Source organism: Pontixanthobacter luteolus, assembly GCF_947494915.1.
Lineage (GTDB): Bacteria > Pseudomonadota > Alphaproteobacteria > Sphingomonadales > Sphingomonadaceae > Pontixanthobacter > Pontixanthobacter luteolus.
In genome coordinates this window covers 1,673,392-1,688,394 of the sequence record NZ_CANLWR010000001.1, presented here as the reverse complement: position 1 = coordinate 1,688,394, position 15,003 = coordinate 1,673,392, and the positions used below count along the sequence as shown (strand labels likewise).

Sequence of the window (15,003 nt, the reverse complement as noted above, 5' to 3'; positions counted from 1 at the left end):
TGACCCGATATTAACCCCTTTCGCGCTAGCGCGTATCCCGAAACACAACGGGAACTGGGCGCACACCATGGGCGAATTGGGTAATCACAATTTCAGGCAGCCGCAGGCGGGAACGTCGGCAGCGTCGCCAAACGCGAATTCGGGTGGGGCTGCTCAGTCTCAGTCAGAGGCTCCGCAAAATCCGCAGCCCGCGCCCAATAACGCGCCGCAACCGGCGGCCCAGCGTCCAGCTGCGCAGCCATCTGCTCAGCCGGCACCCGCAAAGCCAGCTGCAAGGTCCGACAACGCCAAACAGCCAATTGGTGTCGTTCTGGAAATCGCGGGCTCAGGCTCGCAAATCGCGCTGGATCTCGAACGTCTAAACCAGTGCATGCAGGACGAAGATCCATCGATCGCACTGGCCGGGCAGGTTGGTAGCCAGATCAAGATCCGCGTGGGTGATGCTTGGCTGCTCGCAAACGTCCGCAACCAACGGCAGGATCGCCGCTCCAACGGCGGAATCATCGCCAATATCGACTTCCTCGGCGAAGGACAGGAAGAGAAGCTGACCGGCAAGATTCACGGTTTCCGCCGCGGCGTGACCCGCTATCCCGTGCCTGGCGCGCTTATCTATCCGGCGACCACTTCCGATCTTAAACAGATTTATGCCAGCGATGGGCGTTCGAATATCCAGATCGGTACGGTTTATCCGACCAAGGACATTCGCGCCGGCGTTTACATCGATGCGATGCTGGGCAAGCATTTCGCACTGCTCGGGTCGACCGGTACCGGTAAATCGACCAGCGCCGCGCTTATCCTGCACCGCATCTGCGAAGCTGCGCCCGATGGTCACATCGTAATGATCGATCCGCACGGGGAATATTCCGCAGCGTTCAAAACCAATGGCCAGATCCTCGACGTGACGAACCTTCAGATGCCCTATTGGCTGATGAACTTCGAAGAACATTGCGAGGTGCTGCTTACTTCGCGCGGCAACGAACGTCAGATCGACGCCGATATTCTGGCGCGCTGCCTGCTGGTGGCACGCAACAAGAACCGCCTGGCCGAAACGATGGGCAAGATCACCGTCGATTCGCCGGTGCCTTATCTTCTGTCCGACCTTTCCGGCGCAATTCAGGACCAGATGGGCAAGTTGGACAAAGCGACCAATTCCGCGCCGTATATGCGCATCAAGAACAAGCTTGAGGAACTGAAGGGCGATCCGCGTTACCAGTTCATGTTCTCCGGCATGCTCGTGGGTGACACGATGGCGGACTTCATTTCCAAGGTGTTCCGGATGCCCGGCAATGGCAAACCGATTTCGATTATCGATGTCTCGGGCGTGCCGTCGGACATCACATCCACCGTGGTTGCGGTTCTCAGCCGGCTGGTGTTCGACTTTGCGATATGGGGCCGCGACGAAAAGACCCGTCCGATCCTGCTCGTATGCGAGGAGGCCCACCGATACGTTCCAAACGAGAAGAACGCTGATGGCTCGTCGGTCGGCAACATCCTTGGCCGGATCGCGAAGGAAGGCCGTAAGTACGGTATCTCGCTGGGCCTGATTACCCAGCGTCCTTCTGACCTTGCCGAAGGCGTGCTGTCGCAGTGCGGCACGATCATCTCCATGCGTCTCAACAACGACCGTGACCAGGCATTCGTGAAGGCTGCAATGCCCGAAGGTGCGCGCGGTTTCCTCGATTCGATCCCGGCCTTGCGCAACCGCGAATGCATCATCTGCGGCGAGGGTGTGGCCATCCCGATCCGGGTCAGTTTCGACAACCTCGAGGAAATCAAACGGCCGGCATCCGAAGACCCGAGCTTTGTTGAACTTTGGACCGGCAGCGGAGGCGAGGAAGAGGCGGTTTACCGCACCGTCCAGCGCTGGCGCAGTCAGGGGGTCTAGGGCTCCTAGGGCACCTTACCGGGCGAGCATCTTGCCGATCAGCAAGGCTCGCCGCGTGTCCGTTTGGCTCTCGATGCTGGAAAGCATCCGCAATGCCGAATCGCATTGCTGCTCAGCGCTGAGCGTGGACGAATCCGCGTCGCCGAAGATCACTGCCAATTGCTGAGCGCTCGCGCCTTCGTCTTTCATCGTATCTGCGAGGCCGTCCAGAATGGCGGGCGTAATATCGAGCCGCAGCTGCTGGTCAGCGCGCCCGGCGGCCATCGCTTGGACACGCGCGGCTGCGGTTTCTCCGATTAATCGCGAGCTTTCCTGCGACAGCGGGTCCGAGGGGATCAGCGTGCCGAACAGGTAATCGGCGCAGTAGACAGGCTCGTCGCGCTGCAGCGATGCCAGCAATTCGCGTTCCTTGCCGGCGACCGCATCAAGTGAAGGCAGCGGGGCAGCAGCAAAATCATTGCGATGGCTGGCCATGAACTGGCCCAATTGCCTGCTGCCAGCTTCGATCACCATTTCCGGCGGGGCGTTTTGCATCCCGGCATCGGTCATCGCTTCGAGCAGTTCGTCATATTGCAGCGGAAAGGATTGCTCCATCGCCCGCAGCACGGCCAGATCGCCCGGTCGCGCTTCAAGCACCTCGACAATCTGGTTTTCGACCTGCTTGGACGGGTTGAAATATTCCTCGATCCCGCCGGCCCAGAAAAAGCGTGCCATCAGTCCAGCGATTACAACGGCGATGAAAAAGCCGACTTTCTGCGAACCGGATGCTTCGGAAAGATAACTCATCAAGTCCCCCTTGTATCGCCGAACAGGTGGATGTGCAGCCGGTCGGTCATGCGGAAACCATGATCGAGACAGGCCTGCGTCATCCATTGTTCGCGGGCACGAATTGTCTCGCTGTCGGTCCCCTCCGGCATCAGGAATACCCGCTGGCGGGGCAGCGCGTGCGTGCGCACCAGTTCAGCCACTTCATCAACATCGCCGGGCGAGGCGACGACGAATTTGAAGAACGCCCGCTCGTCCAGCGAATAACTGCGCAGCCGTTCGGGGATCAGCGCCAGTTCCGCCGGATTGCCGCTATGTGCCAGTTTCGGGCTGACGTTATACTGGTCGATCCATACATCGACATGGCCGGGCGCGGTGGTGGTGCCGTTGGTTTCAATCTCTACCGTCATGTCGGGCAGCAGTTTGAGCAATTCACCCAGCGCTGCGGCCTGCAGCAAGGGTTCGCCGCCGGTCACGACCAGCCGGGTTTGTCCCAACGCCTCAATTCGCGCGGCTACATCTGCCACCTTCAGGGTGATCTGGTTCGCCTTGCGTTCGAAAGTTTCAGCATTGCGGTGCGGGCGGTTATCGCCTTCGAAATGCCAGGTGTAGGCGGTGTCGCACCATGTGCACGCCAGATTGCAGCGCGACAGCCGGACGAAGGTGCAGGGCGACCCGGCGCTAGGGCCTTCGCCTTGCACAGAGGCAAAGATTTCTGGCTCCCCCGGCGCCTGTGTGGCGAGGACTAGCTGCACGGCTCACCCCCGGCAAACCCTACAGAATGGAACACATGGAACACGGTTCTGAGGCAGAAAATACCGGGTCTGCCAGAGCGCCTGTCAATGCGCCTGCCAATGCGCCTGGCAGTGCGCCAGAAGCTTGCCCCGAAATGTGTCGCTGCGTATTCCATGGTCGCGGTGTGCCAGATATCGGCGGGGTAGGAAAATACCGCCACCGACACCGTGCCTTATCCCAGCCGTTCCAGCGCCGCAGTCAGCCGTTCGACTTCGGCGCTGTGATGCGCGTGGTCGGCCTTGGCCTTCTCCACCGCCTCGGGCTTTGCGCGTTCGACGAAGTTGGCGTTGCCCAGCCGCCCTTCGAGCGATTTTGCTTCCTTGGCAGAGACTTCGAGAGCCTTGGTCAGGCGGGCCTTTTCCGCATCGATGTCGATCAGGCCTTCCAGCGGGATTGCCAGCGTGTCCGAACCTGCGCCGATCTGCATTGCCGGCCCTTCAGGCGGGTGCGTGGTATGGATCGCGCTGATCCGGGCTAGCCGTTCGATCGCCGCGCTGTTGCGGGCAATTGCATCAGCGGCCAGCGGGCTGGGTGCCTCGCAATATGCTTCCAGCTTTTGCCCCGGCGGAATGCCAAGCTCGTTCTTGGCGGCGCGAACCGCGCTGGTCAGACCGGTAAGCCATTCGACTTCGGACTTGGCATCGGCATCGACACCCGCTGCAAATTCGGGCCATTTGGCGGTGATCAGCGGGTAGTTTGCGCGGTCGCCCTGTGCATTCCACAGCTCTTCCGTGACGAACGGCATGAACGGGTGCAGCATTACCAGGATCTGATCGAGGACCCAGCCGGCAACAGCCTTCGTTTCCTCGTCAAAATTGCCTTTGATCAGTTCGATATACCAGTCGCAGAATGTGTCCCATGTGAAGTGGTAGATGATGTTGGCCGCCGCATCGAAACGCAGATCGGCCATCGCCGCATCCAGTTTCGTCAGCGTTCCGGCAACTTCGCCAATGATCCAGCGGTTGACCGCGCTGGTCGCGGCGGGCGCTTCCATGGTGGCCGACGCGGTGATGCCGTTGGTCTGGCAAAAACGGGCCGCGTTCCACAGCTTGGTCGCGAAATTGCGGTATCCCTTGACCCGCTCGTCATCCATTTTGATGTCGCGGCCCTGGCTTTCCATCGCCGCCATGAAGAACCGCAGCGCATCGGCGCCATATTGATCGATCAGACCCAGCGGATCGACCACATTGCCTTTCGACTTGGACATTTTGGAGCCGTCTGCCGCGCGGACCAGACCGTGCAGATACAGCCGTTTCCAAGGGGCCTGACCGGTCAGATGCATCCCCTGCATCGCCATCCGCGCATCCCAGAAAAACAGGATGTCGAAGCCGGAAATCAGCAGGTCGTTGGGATAATGCTTTTGATAGAGCGGCGCGTTTTCGTCGGGCCAGCCGAGCGTGGCAAATGGCCACAGGCCGGAGGAGAACCACGTGTCGAGCACGTCTTCGTCGCGCTTCAGCGTAACGCCTTCGCCAGCCTTTGCCTGGGCCTCTTCCTCGGACATGGCGACGAACACATTGCCGCTTTCGTCGAACCACGCTGGAATCCGGTGCCCCCACCACAGCTGGCGGGAAATGCACCACGGCTGGATGTTTTCCATCCAGTGGAAGAAGGTTTTTTCCCAGCTTTGCGGAATAATCTCGATGTCGCCGTTTCGCACAGCTTCCATCGGCGCGACCGCAAGTTTCGCGGCATCGACATACCACTGGTCAGTCAGCCATGGTTCGATCACCACGCCGCCGCGGTCGCCAAACGGGGTGGCAATTGTGCGCGGTTCCGCGTCGAGTTCGACCTCTTCGCCCTTTTTCGTCTTGGTGATGTGCGGGATCAGGTAACCCTGTTCCTTCAGGCGCTGGATCACCAGTTCGCGCGCGCCGTCCATACCGTCGCGCTTGAAACGGTGCAGGCCAAGAAACTCGTCAGGCACCAGGCCGTCTGCCGTCTGGCAAACATTGGCCTCTGCATCGAGCATGTTGAGCATATCGGCAGGGGCAAAGCCTGCGCGCTTGCCGACATCGAAATCGTTGAAATCGTGACCCGGCGTGATCTTCACCGCGCCGCTGCCCAGTTCGGGGTCGGCATGTTCATCCGCGACGATCGGAACCTTGCGGCCGGTAATCGGCAGCACGACATGCTTGCCGACAACGCTGGCGTAGCGTTCATCATCCGGGTGCACGGCAACCGCCATATCGGCCAGCATCGTTTCGGGGCGGGTGGTCGCAACCTCGATATAGTCGCGCCCGTCAGACAGCGTCACGCCGTCTTCCAGAGGGTATTTGAAATGCCAGAAGCTGCCCTTGATATCCTGCGTCTCGACCTCGAGATCGGAAATCGCGGTTTTCAGCTTGGGGTCCCAGTTGACCAGCCGTTTATCACGGTAGATCAGCCCGTCATTATACAGATCGACGAAGACCTTGAGCACGGCCTCGCTGAAATGCGGGTCCATGGTGAATTGTTCGCGGCTCCAGTCCATCGAACAGCCAAGGCGGCGCAACTGGGTGGTGATGGTGCCGCCGCTTTCGCGTTTCCAGTCCCAGACCTTCTCGACAAATTCCTCGCGCGTGTAGTTGGTGCGTTTGTCCTGCTTCTCTTCCAGCTGGCGTTCGACCACCATCTGTGTCGCGATGCCCGCATGGTCGGTGCCGACCACCCACAGCGCATCCTTGCCGCGCAGCCGCTCGTACCGGATCACGATATCCTGCAGCGTGTTGTCCAGCGCATGGCCGATATGCAGGCTGCCGGTGACGTTTGGCGGCGGGTTCACGATGGTGAAGGGCTGCGCATCGGGACGCTCGGGACGGAAGAGCCCCTGTTCTTCCCAGTGCTGGTACCAACGCTGCTCGATGGCAGCCGGATCGAATGTCTTGGCGAGTTCGGTGGTCATAGTGACCGGCCTTTGCCAGCGACAACCGGCGCACGCAACGGCTTGTATGGAGAGAGTTTTCGCCGCATAGCTCCGTCATATGGATAACGGGGCCCATTTCAGCATTGAAGAGCGCGCGGAAAGCGGCCCTGTGCTGGCCCTGACCGGCGCGTATCTCGTTTCGACCATTGGCGAAATCGACGCGGACCTGCGCGATGTGGATGGCGATGTCGGGGCGGTCGATCTGTCCGGTGTAACCGCAATCGACACCGTGGGCGCATGGATTGCAGCGCGCCTGTCTACGCGGCTCGGCGTGCCGATTGTCGGCGCCGGGGACCGCGCCTCGCGTCTGCTCAAGGAAATCGAATCGGCGAACGAGGTCGAACCGGAAGCGACGGATTTGCGCCCCGGTTACGAACGCGCTGCCGAACATGTCGGTGTTCTCGTCGAAGAATTTGTCGGCGGGATCAAGGGCGTGGTCGGATTCCTCGGTCAGACGCTGATTGCGGTGGGCCAATTGCTGCGCTCGCCGCGCCTGTTCCGCGGCAAGGCTGTCGTCCGCCAGCTTGATCTGGTGGGTATTCGCGCACTGCCAATCGTCGGCCTGATGAGTTTCCTGATCGGTATCGTCATCGCGCAGCAAGGCGCGGTGCAGCTGGCGCAATTCGGTGCTGAAACGCTGACCGTCAATCTCGTGGGCCGGATCACCCTGCGTGAACTGGGCGTGCTGATGACCGCGATCATGATCGCGGGCCGTTCCGGATCTGCCTTCGCCGCGCAAATCGGCACCATGAAACTGACCGAAGAAGTCGACGCGATGCGCACCATCGGCATTTCGCCGCTGCAGGCGCTGGTGATTCCGCGTATTCTTTCGGCGGTTTTGATGATGCCGCTGCTGGGCTTTTATTCGTCGGTTGTCGCGATCGTTGGCGGCGCAGTGGTCGCCGACCTGTCGCTGGGCATACCGTTCCTGACTTTCCTTGAACGGATCAAGGAAGTCGTGCCGCTGTATGACCTTTGGGTCGGCCTGATCAAAGCACCGGTGTTCGGCCTGATCATTGGTATCGCCGGGTGCTATCACGGGATGCAGGTGGCAGGCGATTCAGAGCAGGTCGGGCGGCGCACCACGATGGCAGTGGTCTCCGCAATCTTCATGGTCATCGTGCTGGACGCGTTTTTCGCGGTATTCTTCACCGAAATAGGGTGGGGCTGATGAGCGGCGAAGAAAGTGATTTCCAGTACCCGATCGTGGTCGACGGTCTGGTCAACCGGTTTGGCACTCAAACGGTCCACGAAGATCTCTCTCTGAAAGTGAAACAGGGTGAAATCCTGGGCGTAGTGGGCGGTTCCGGGACCGGTAAGTCGGTGTTGATGCGGTCCATCATCGGTCTGCAGCGGCCCAATGAGGGGCATATCGAGGTGTTCGGCAATTCGATCACCGAAGCTGAGCCGGATGAGGAGATTGGCGTCCGGTCGCGCTGGGGCGTGTTGTTTCAGGGCGGCGCGCTGTTTTCGACCCTGACAGTGGGCGAAAACGTGCAGGTTCCGCTGAAACAGTTTTACCCCGAGCTTAGCCAGAAGCTGCTCGACGAGATCGCGCTATACAAGGTGATAATGTCGGGTCTTCCGGCAGAAGCGGTCAACAAATACCCGTCGGAACTTTCCGGCGGGATGAAGAAGCGCGCGGGCCTTGCCAGGGCGCTGGCACTGGACCCGGAATTGCTCTTTCTTGACGAGCCTACGGCGGGCCTCGATCCGATTGGCGCGGCCAAGTTCGACAAGCTGACCAAGGAATTACAGGATACGCTGGGCCTGACTGTGTTCCTGATCACCCACGACCTCGACACGCTGCACGAGATTTGCGACCGGGTCGCGGTGATCGCGGATCGCAAGGTCATCGGCGTTGGTACGATCGACGAACTGCTCGCCACAGAGCATCCGTGGATTTTGGATTATTTCACCGGCCCTCGTGGACGCGCAGCACAGGCCGCACAGGCGCGCGAAAGCAAACGGGAAGTTTCGAGCGCATCACGTTCGATGGACAAGCCGCGCAAGGGCGGGGCATAAGGAAACAGTATGGAAACGCGTGCAAATCATCTGTGGGTCGGTACGATCACCTTGCTGCTGCTTGCCGCTTTGGCCGCATTCATCATCTGGATCGCTCAGTTGGGCCAGGGTGCGCAGAAGGATTACGATATCCTGTTCCAGCAATCGGTCGACGGGCTGGCCAACGGATCGCAAGTGTCTTTCGCAGGCGTGCCCGCCGGTCAGGTGACGCAGATCGCGATCTATGAAAACGATCCCAGTTTCGTCCGCGTGCGTATCCGGGTGAAGGAAGAGGTTCCCATCCTGATGGGGACGACAGCGACCATCCAGGGATCGTTTACCGGCGTTTCAACTATCCTGCTTGATGGCGCGCGTCAGGGCGCACCGCCAATTACGTGCGAAACAACATCCTGCCTTGAAGACGGCGTTCCGCAGATCCCGCCAAAGGCCGGCGGCTTCGGGGCGATCCTGTCCAATGCTCCATTGCTGCTTGAACGTCTGGCAACGCTGACCGAGCGGATGACCGAGCTGCTTTCTGACAAGAACCAGGGCGAGATTGCCGGTATCCTTCGCAATACCAACCGGATGACCGACGAGCTTGCCGACACGGCCCCGCAAATCAAATCGACCATGGCGGAGCTGGAAAATACCTTGAAAGAAGCCGGTGAGGCGCTGGATTCGTTCGAAAAGGTCACCGATTCGACCGACCAGTTGCTCAACAGCGAAGGCGCTTCCCTGGCAAAGCAGCTGCGCGAGACACTGGGCACTGCGAACACGGCGGCGAAATCGCTCAGCGACACGCTGGAAGATGCACGGCCTGCCGCGCGCCAGCTGTCGACCGAAACCTTGCCTGCTGCAGAGGCGACGCTGGAAGACCTGCGTGCCACCAGCAAGGCACTGCGCAGCGTTACCGAACGGCTGGAGAACGAAGGGGCGGGGTCGCTGCTCGGTTCCAAACCGCTGCCGGAGTATGAGCCATGAGAGACAAGAGGAACCCGCCGATGTTGGCCATGATCCGTAACGGTGCCGCCGCCATGGCTGTGATCGCCCTGTCCGGGTGCATCAGCCTGTCGTCCGAACCGCCCGAAAGCCTGCTGACGCTGACAGCCACCGCCTCTGCCCCTGCAGGAACGGGGACCGCCGGTAGCAGAGCGACTGCGATAAAGGTTCTGGAACCTGAAACATCCGCCCGGCTGAGTGTTGCCCGGGTGCCGGTGCAGGTCGATGCAACCGAAATCGCCTATCTGAAAGACGCGGTCTGGGTTGAGAAGCCGTCGCGCCTGTTCCGTACATTGCTGGCCGAAACACTGCGTACCCGCACCGGCGGGCTGGTGATCGACGGGGATGATCCGGGCGTTGGCGCTGCTTCGACCATTCGAGGGACCTTGCGCGAATTCGGCTATGATGCTCGCACATCATCGGTGGTTGTGCGTTTCGACGCCATTCGCAGCGAGCCTGACGGCGCATTGCAAACCCGCCGCTTCGAAAGCGTGCAACCCGGCATCCTGGCGGAAGCGGGGCCGGTCGGCGATGGGCTGAACCGTGCGGCTAACGATGTTGCGGGGCAAGTCGCAGATTGGGTTGCAGGCGGATAAACCCGGCGCTGCCGCGCTCAGGCGCGGGCCAGTCTCGCAAATTCAAATGCGTTCATGAAATCTGCGGTGCGCCGTTTGCGCACTGCCTGCGCTTCGCTGTCCTCACCCCATTGTTCGATCTGCCAGTCCTCTTCCAGATTGGCGGCATTCCACAATGCGTCGGCATCGGCATCCTCGGCCATCGCCAGAAGCCCGATCGATAGCGAGGCGGCAAGCGAAGTCATGCTTTGCAGCGAAGCCAGCGCAAAATGGTCCATCGCGGCCAGACGTTCACGCATTTTTGCAAGCGAGGCATCGGGCTGCGGACGGTGGACGATGCCGCTGACCCGTTCCAACCGGATACCTTCGTCTTGCTCGAACCGCTCGATGATCGGCTCCCAAATTTCTTCCTGTCTGCGGAAGAACGGTTCGTCCGGGCCGGCGCGGTAACACAGCGTGTCGGTTTCCAGGAATGGCAGAAGCTTCGCGGCTGCGGCATCCGTGTCGGGCGAAATCAGGTCGATGGCATAATCGGCTAGGTCGCGGCGGCGAAACAGGTTCACGTCGATCGGATCGCCCTGCGCAGACCATTCTTGCGCCATATCTTCAGCAAGCGCCCTGTTCGGCAGCATCTGCCGGTTGCCCAAGGCAGTCTTGACCGGCCGGCCATCCAGTTCAATCCAGTACGCATCATCACCGCTGTTGACCGAGACTTCCGTGTAAAACCGCTTCATTGCGGGGGTGTCCTCCACCGGCGCACGAGAATTTGCGGGATCAGGAAAGTATCGGCGATCCCGACCACGATCAGCGCGTATCCGGCAATATCCGGCCAGCCGATGGTTCCGTTGACCACGAGAATGCCCAAAATGAGCATGATTGCCCCGAACAGGCGGGTCAGCGAGATGATGAAATACCGCGTGCGGGCGACTGCATCGTCATTGTTCTGGATCATATCAGGATGTCTCCAAGATGTGATGGGCTGGCGGCGATAGCCTCTGCTCCGGCGCCTGTGAGTTCGGCCGGGGTGTGATAGCCCCAATCGACGCCGATGGGGCGAACGCCGGCGGCCTTGGCCATTTCGATATCGAAGGTGGTGTCTCCGATCATCACCGCATCCGCCACGCTCGCACCCGCTTCTTCGATTGCGGCATGGAGCATGTCGGGATGGGGTTTGGATGGATGTCTGTCGGCTGTCTGGCAAGACACGAAATGATCGCTCAGGCCGTGCATCATCAGGCAGGAATAGAGCCCCCGGTCGGATTTCCCGGTGGCGACTGCCAGCGTCCAGTCAGCGGCCAGCAGCCGGTCAAGCAGCGGCTTGATCCCCTGGAAAAGCGGTTCCTGCAATCTTCCTTCCAGACGGCTGGTGCGAAACGCGTCCTTGTAGGCGTCGACCGCGGCGGCGCGCTGCCTGCCGCTGGCGTCGGGCGCCAGATGGCCAAGCGCCTGCGGCAGGCTGAGCCCGACGATGCGACGAATGTCGTGACGGTCTGGCGGGGGCAGATCTGCGGTTTGGAAGGCGATCTCCATCGCTTCACAAATACTTGCCTGCCCGTCGACAAGCGTGCCGTCGCAATCGAATACGGCCAGTTTGATGGTCATTGGTCTGGCACCAGTGTGCGCATCAATTCGGCCACGGCAACCGATCCGTTGGCCTCAAGCCCCTTTGCCACGCGCGTGCGGTCGCTGGCGCTATCGTCCTGCGAAAGCTTGACCGTATCGCGCCACGCACGCACTTCCATCTCGAAACCGGCGATGCCGGACATCAGGCGCCGTTTCCGGTCATCGGTCAATTCATCCATGGTCCACGGCGTGCCGCCTTCGACGCGGCCTTCGTGCCGCTGCGACAGCGTTTCGAGCATGGCAAGCGTACCCTCTGCGGCCATTTTCCTGATCGGACCTTCCAGTTCCAGCGCGACGAAATTCCACGTCGGAACGGTGTTGCGGTCTTCATACCAGCGTGCCGATACATAGGCATCGGGTCCGTTGACGACGATCAGGGCGTTCTCTCCAGCCAAATACCTGCTCAGCGCATTGCCACGCGCGAGGTGGAACTGGACCGCCCCGTCACCGGTGGACAGCAGCGGCGTATGCGCCACCCGCGGACCATCCGGCGTCTGCATGAAGACCATTCCCATGCCGATCTGGTCGATCAGCGTTTCCTGCAACGCTCTGTCGCCGCCGCGATAGGCCGGGTTGGGATGCATTACCGCTTGCTTCCTTTGCCTGGGCCAGGCTTTACTCCGCGACTTGCCGTTCCGCGTGTGCCGGGTTTGCCGCGCCCTTTGGGTTTTGGCGCGCCGCCCTTGGCGAATTTGGCAGTCGATTTTTTGCCCAGCTTCTTCTTCGGGTTTTTGTCAGTGGCCCCACGCGAGCGCCGTTCGCCGCGCGTATCCTTGCGGATTTGCTTGGCGTGCTGGCGGGCGGCCTTCTTTTTCAGCTCCTTCGGCATCGGGCCGGGGCCTTCGTCGGGCCGGGCGTCGCTGTCGTTCTCGTCGAAACCGAGCTGTTCCATGCTCGATGCGAAATGTTCAGGCAGATCGGCCACAACGTCCAGCGGCGAGCCATCCGGGTGGTCGATGATCAGGCGCCTCGCATGAAGGTGCATCTTGCGGCTGATGCTGCCGGTCAGGAAAGCATCGGGACCGCCATATTTGCCGTCGCCAACGATGGGGTGCCCGATTGCCGCCATGTGCACGCGTAACTGGTGGGTGCGCCCGGTGAAGGGCTGCAATTCGACCCATGCCGCGCGGTTTCCTGCGCGGTCGACTACGCGGTAGCGGGTTTTGGCAGGTTGCCCTGCCGCTTCATCGACATGCATTTTTTCGCCGCCGGTGCCCGGCTGTTTGGCCAGTGCCGCCTCGATAACGCCGTCCTGCACCTCGGGCACGCCGACCACCAGCGCCCAGTAGATCTTCTTGGCTGAACGGCCCGAGAAACGCTTGGAGAAATACGCCGCGCTGCCAGGTGTGCGGGCAATCAGCAGCACGCCGCTGGTATCCTTGTCCAGCCGGTGGACGAGGCGCGGGCGCGGATCATTTTCGCCGGCAAAGGCATCCAGCAGGCGGTCTACGTGATCCCTCATGCCGGTGCCGCCCTGCGTGGCAAGACCCGGAGGTTTATTCAGCGTGATGGATGCTTTGTCCTGCGCGATCAGCATGGATTCGGCGCGGGCGATATCTTCGTCCGACAGCTCTTCACGCTTACGCGGGCCGCGCTGCGCTGTCTCGCCCCCCGGCGGAACGCGCAGCATCTGGCCTGCCTTCAACCGGTCTTCCGGTTTCACCCGCTTGCCATCCACCCGGATCTGGCCGGTGCGCGCCCAGCGGCTGACCATGGCAAAGCCGATCTGCGGTAAGTTCCGTTTGAACCAGCGGTCCAGCCGGATGTCATCGTCATCCTTGCCCACCGTGAACTGGCGGACATTGTCCGAATCCTTCGCCGAATCCCACGGGTTAATGCCCGATCCGTCGGGATTTTTATCTTCGCCGCTCATGCTGCAAGTCTCATTACGATCAATCCAAGGTAAAGTCCGATCAGGCCCGCCATGACCGAAACGAACGCGTATAGCAGCGACTGGCCGACCTGGCCGCGCTCGATCAGCAGCATCATCTCAAGGCTGAAGCTGGAAAAAGTGGTGAATCCGCCGAGCAAACCTACGCCGATCAGCAGGCGCCATTGTTCGCCCCCTGCGCCGCCGTGCCGGGCCATCCATCCCGCAGACAGGCCCATCAGCAGGCTGCCGGTGATGTTTACCGTCAGCGTGGCCCATGGAAATGCAGTAACAGCCTTGGGGCCAAGCCAGCCGGTCATCAGCCGCCCGGTCTGGTAACGCATGGCCGCGCCGACAGCGCCGCCCAATGCGACATTGAGGGTTGCTGCTAATGGTGAGAGAGAGGACATGGCGGCTCCTTAGCCGTGCAGGGGCCATAGGGAAAGCAGGCAAAGCCGCCGCTGCATCATCGGCGGGCTTCGCGGAGCAAACTGGGGCGTCCTAAGCCCTTGCCAAAACTGCCGCGATTCGCTAGGTGCGCCCCAGTTCGAGCCGATCCGTTATGGATTCGGCCCATTTTTCGTTGATTTTTCTGAGGGCAAACCGCGCTCTTGCGGTCTCTGCTCCTTTGCTGTGAGGTTATTGAATTTATGCAGATCATGGTTCGCGATAACAATGTCGACCAAGCACTCCGCGCGCTCAAGAAGAAGCTGCAGCGTGAGGGCGTGTATCGCGAAATGAAGCTGCGTCGCCACTACGAGAAGCCAAGCGAAAAGCGCGCCCGTGAAAAGGCAGCTGCAGTTCGCCGCGCTCGCAAGATGGACCGCAAGCGGATGGAACGCGACGGTTAATCGCCACGCATTCCAGATTACTCGCTTGAACCTAGCACAGCGATAAGCCATCAGGGCGCGGAGCAATCCGCGCCCTTTTGTTTTTGGCGCTGAAACAGATCAGAAATCCAGGACCAATCCATGACCGAAGTCACCCGCGTACCGATCCACCCCATTGCCAAGGGTTCCCTGACCAAGCTGTGGATCGGGATCATCGTTGCCGTACTGATCGGTGCGGCAATCGCATGGTCGGCCGTACCGCAGGGTGTTTCGATCGAAACGGTTTCGGAAGGCACGGGCCCGACCCCGCAGGACGGCGACGTGGTGTTCATCAATTACACCGGCAAGCTGGCCGATGGCACTGTGTTCGACGAATCGCAGGACCCGCCAATCCCTGAAGGTATCTTCCCGAAGGGCAATCCGTTTCCGCTGGAAGATGGCGCGACCATCCCCGGTTTCGCGGAAGGCCTGAAAAAGATGCAGAAGGGCGGCAAATACGTCCTCGAGATTCCAGCCGCGCAGGCATATGGTGCAGAGCCGCCAGCCGGTTCGCCGATCCCGGCAAACGCAGACCTCACCTTCGAGATCGAAGTGGTTGATTTCATGGGCCGGCAGGATTTCGAAATGCGGCTTCAGGCACTTCAGCAAATGATGCAAATGCAGCAGCAACAAGGCGGCCCTGGTGGGCCGGCCGGTCCGCCTTCGGGGCCGGGCGCCAACTGATCAGGCTTTTACTGATCGGATAAAATTGC

Annotated in this window: 16 protein-coding genes; 7 read left to right on the top strand and 9 right to left on the bottom strand. The window is 60.8% G+C overall.

Annotated elements, in window-relative coordinates:
- Positions 1-67 precede the first annotated feature (67 nt).
- A complete protein-coding gene (locus PO778_RS08230; RefSeq protein WP_271439217.1) occupies positions 68-1,885 on the top strand; it encodes an ATP-binding protein in 1,818 nt (605 codons plus the stop codon).
- A 15-nt stretch (positions 1,886-1,900) separates the two neighbouring features.
- Here the strand turns inward: PO778_RS08230 and PO778_RS08225 are convergent, their stop codons facing one another.
- The 3 genes from PO778_RS08225 to PO778_RS08215 form a co-directional block, all read right to left on the bottom strand.
- A complete protein-coding gene (locus PO778_RS08225) occupies positions 1,901-2,671 on the bottom strand; it encodes a hypothetical protein (RefSeq protein WP_271439216.1) in 771 nt (256 codons plus the stop codon).
- A complete protein-coding gene (locus PO778_RS08220) occupies positions 2,671-3,405 on the bottom strand; it encodes a 7-carboxy-7-deazaguanine synthase QueE (protein ID WP_160730428.1) in 735 nt (244 codons plus the stop codon). The genes PO778_RS08225 and PO778_RS08220 overlap by 1 nt, the downstream gene beginning before the upstream one ends.
- Positions 3,406-3,617: 212 nt before the next feature.
- Entirely contained in the window at positions 3,618-6,329 is a 2,712-nt protein-coding gene (locus PO778_RS08215) for a valine--tRNA ligase (protein ID WP_271439215.1), read from the bottom strand.
- 79 nt (positions 6,330-6,408) lie between these two features.
- Here PO778_RS08215 and PO778_RS08210 point away from each other — a divergent pair, with 79 nt between their 5' ends.
- From PO778_RS08210 to PO778_RS08195, 4 genes are read left to right on the top strand one after another with little or no spacing between them, the layout of a single operon-like run.
- Positions 6,409-7,521 carry an MlaE family ABC transporter permease gene (locus tag PO778_RS08210; protein ID WP_160730426.1) on the top strand — a complete coding sequence of 371 codons (1,113 nt, stop codon included), beginning with the start codon at positions 6,409-6,411 and terminating at the stop codon, positions 7,519-7,521.
- Positions 7,521-8,375 carry an ABC transporter ATP-binding protein gene (locus tag PO778_RS08205; RefSeq protein WP_271439214.1) on the top strand — a complete coding sequence of 285 codons (855 nt, stop codon included), beginning with the start codon at positions 7,521-7,523 and terminating at the stop codon, positions 8,373-8,375. Before PO778_RS08210 ends, PO778_RS08205 begins: the two co-directional genes overlap by 1 nt.
- A gap of 9 nt (positions 8,376-8,384) precedes the next feature.
- Positions 8,385-9,335, top strand: a complete 951-nt coding sequence (locus PO778_RS08200) for an MlaD family protein (protein WP_160730424.1) — start codon at positions 8,385-8,387, stop codon at positions 9,333-9,335.
- Positions 9,332-9,949 carry an ABC-type transport auxiliary lipoprotein family protein gene (locus tag PO778_RS08195; RefSeq protein WP_271439213.1) on the top strand — a complete coding sequence of 206 codons (618 nt, stop codon included), beginning with the start codon at positions 9,332-9,334 and terminating at the stop codon, positions 9,947-9,949. Before PO778_RS08200 ends, PO778_RS08195 begins: the two co-directional genes overlap by 4 nt.
- A 17-nt stretch (positions 9,950-9,966) precedes the next feature.
- On the opposite strand, the gene PO778_RS08190 is transcribed toward PO778_RS08195, so the two are convergent.
- The 6 genes from PO778_RS08190 to crcB are packed head-to-tail and all read right to left on the bottom strand — an operon-like array spanning position 9,967 to position 13,831.
- Positions 9,967-10,662 carry an ATP12 family chaperone protein gene (locus PO778_RS08190; protein WP_271439212.1) on the bottom strand — a complete coding sequence of 232 codons (696 nt, stop codon included), beginning with the start codon at positions 10,660-10,662 and terminating at the stop codon, positions 9,967-9,969.
- Complete coding sequence (locus tag PO778_RS08185; protein ID WP_271439211.1) at positions 10,659-10,880, bottom strand: hypothetical protein; 222 nt, start codon at positions 10,878-10,880, stop codon at positions 10,659-10,661. The genes PO778_RS08190 and PO778_RS08185 overlap by 4 nt, the downstream gene beginning before the upstream one ends.
- Positions 10,877-11,530, bottom strand: coding sequence for an HAD-IA family hydrolase (locus PO778_RS08180; RefSeq protein WP_271439210.1), 654 nt, complete (start codon positions 11,528-11,530; stop codon positions 10,877-10,879). The genes PO778_RS08185 and PO778_RS08180 overlap by 4 nt, the downstream gene beginning before the upstream one ends.
- A complete protein-coding gene (locus PO778_RS08175) occupies positions 11,527-12,135 on the bottom strand; it encodes an FMN-binding negative transcriptional regulator (RefSeq protein WP_271439209.1) in 609 nt (202 codons plus the stop codon). The genes PO778_RS08180 and PO778_RS08175 overlap by 4 nt, the downstream gene beginning before the upstream one ends.
- Positions 12,135-13,424 carry an RluA family pseudouridine synthase gene (locus tag PO778_RS08170; protein WP_271439208.1) on the bottom strand — a complete coding sequence of 430 codons (1,290 nt, stop codon included), beginning with the start codon at positions 13,422-13,424 and terminating at the stop codon, positions 12,135-12,137. The genes PO778_RS08175 and PO778_RS08170 overlap by 1 nt, the downstream gene beginning before the upstream one ends.
- Positions 13,421-13,831: a fluoride efflux transporter CrcB gene (crcB, locus tag PO778_RS08165; RefSeq protein WP_271439207.1), complete on the bottom strand. Its 411-nt coding sequence runs from the start codon at positions 13,829-13,831 to the stop codon at positions 13,421-13,423. The genes PO778_RS08170 and crcB overlap by 4 nt, the downstream gene beginning before the upstream one ends.
- A 240-nt stretch (positions 13,832-14,071) precedes the next feature.
- Between crcB and rpsU the strand changes: the two genes are divergently transcribed.
- Together rpsU and PO778_RS08155 are read left to right on the top strand one after the other, a co-directional pair.
- Positions 14,072-14,272, top strand: a complete 201-nt coding sequence (rpsU, locus tag PO778_RS08160; RefSeq protein ID WP_067611817.1) for a 30S ribosomal protein S21 — start codon at positions 14,072-14,074, stop codon at positions 14,270-14,272.
- A 120-nt stretch (positions 14,273-14,392) separates the two neighbouring features.
- Positions 14,393-14,974, top strand: a complete 582-nt coding sequence (locus tag PO778_RS08155) for an FKBP-type peptidyl-prolyl cis-trans isomerase (RefSeq protein ID WP_271439206.1) — start codon at positions 14,393-14,395, stop codon at positions 14,972-14,974.
- Positions 14,975-15,003: the final 29 nt, after the last annotated feature.

Coding starts and splice junctions, on each gene's coding strand:
- PO778_RS08230 (WP_271439217.1), top strand. CDS start 68: ATGGGCGAATTGGGTAATCACAATTTCAGGCAGCCGCAGGCGGGAACG.
- PO778_RS08225 (WP_271439216.1), bottom strand. CDS start 2,671: ATGAGTTATCTTTCCGAAGCATCCGGTTCGCAGAAAGTCGGCTTTTTC.
- PO778_RS08215 (WP_271439215.1), bottom strand. CDS start 6,329: ATGACCACCGAACTCGCCAAGACATTCGATCCGGCTGCCATCGAGCAG.
- PO778_RS08210 (WP_160730426.1), top strand. CDS start 6,409: ATGGATAACGGGGCCCATTTCAGCATTGAAGAGCGCGCGGAAAGCGGC.
- PO778_RS08205 (WP_271439214.1), top strand. CDS start 7,521: ATGAGCGGCGAAGAAAGTGATTTCCAGTACCCGATCGTGGTCGACGGT.
- PO778_RS08200 (WP_160730424.1), top strand. CDS start 8,385: ATGGAAACGCGTGCAAATCATCTGTGGGTCGGTACGATCACCTTGCTG.
- PO778_RS08195 (WP_271439213.1), top strand. CDS start 9,332: ATGAGAGACAAGAGGAACCCGCCGATGTTGGCCATGATCCGTAACGGT.
- PO778_RS08190 (WP_271439212.1), bottom strand. CDS start 10,662: ATGAAGCGGTTTTACACGGAAGTCTCGGTCAACAGCGGTGATGATGCG.
- PO778_RS08185 (WP_271439211.1), bottom strand. CDS start 10,880: ATGATCCAGAACAATGACGATGCAGTCGCCCGCACGCGGTATTTCATC.
- PO778_RS08180 (WP_271439210.1), bottom strand. CDS start 11,530: ATGACCATCAAACTGGCCGTATTCGATTGCGACGGCACGCTTGTCGAC.
- PO778_RS08175 (WP_271439209.1), bottom strand. CDS start 12,135: ATGCATCCCAACCCGGCCTATCGCGGCGGCGACAGAGCGTTGCAGGAA.
- PO778_RS08170 (WP_271439208.1), bottom strand. CDS start 13,424: ATGAGCGGCGAAGATAAAAATCCCGACGGATCGGGCATTAACCCGTGG.
- crcB (WP_271439207.1), bottom strand. CDS start 13,831: ATGTCCTCTCTCTCACCATTAGCAGCAACCCTCAATGTCGCATTGGGC.
- rpsU (WP_067611817.1), top strand. CDS start 14,072: ATGCAGATCATGGTTCGCGATAACAATGTCGACCAAGCACTCCGCGCG.
- PO778_RS08155 (WP_271439206.1), top strand. CDS start 14,393: ATGACCGAAGTCACCCGCGTACCGATCCACCCCATTGCCAAGGGTTCC.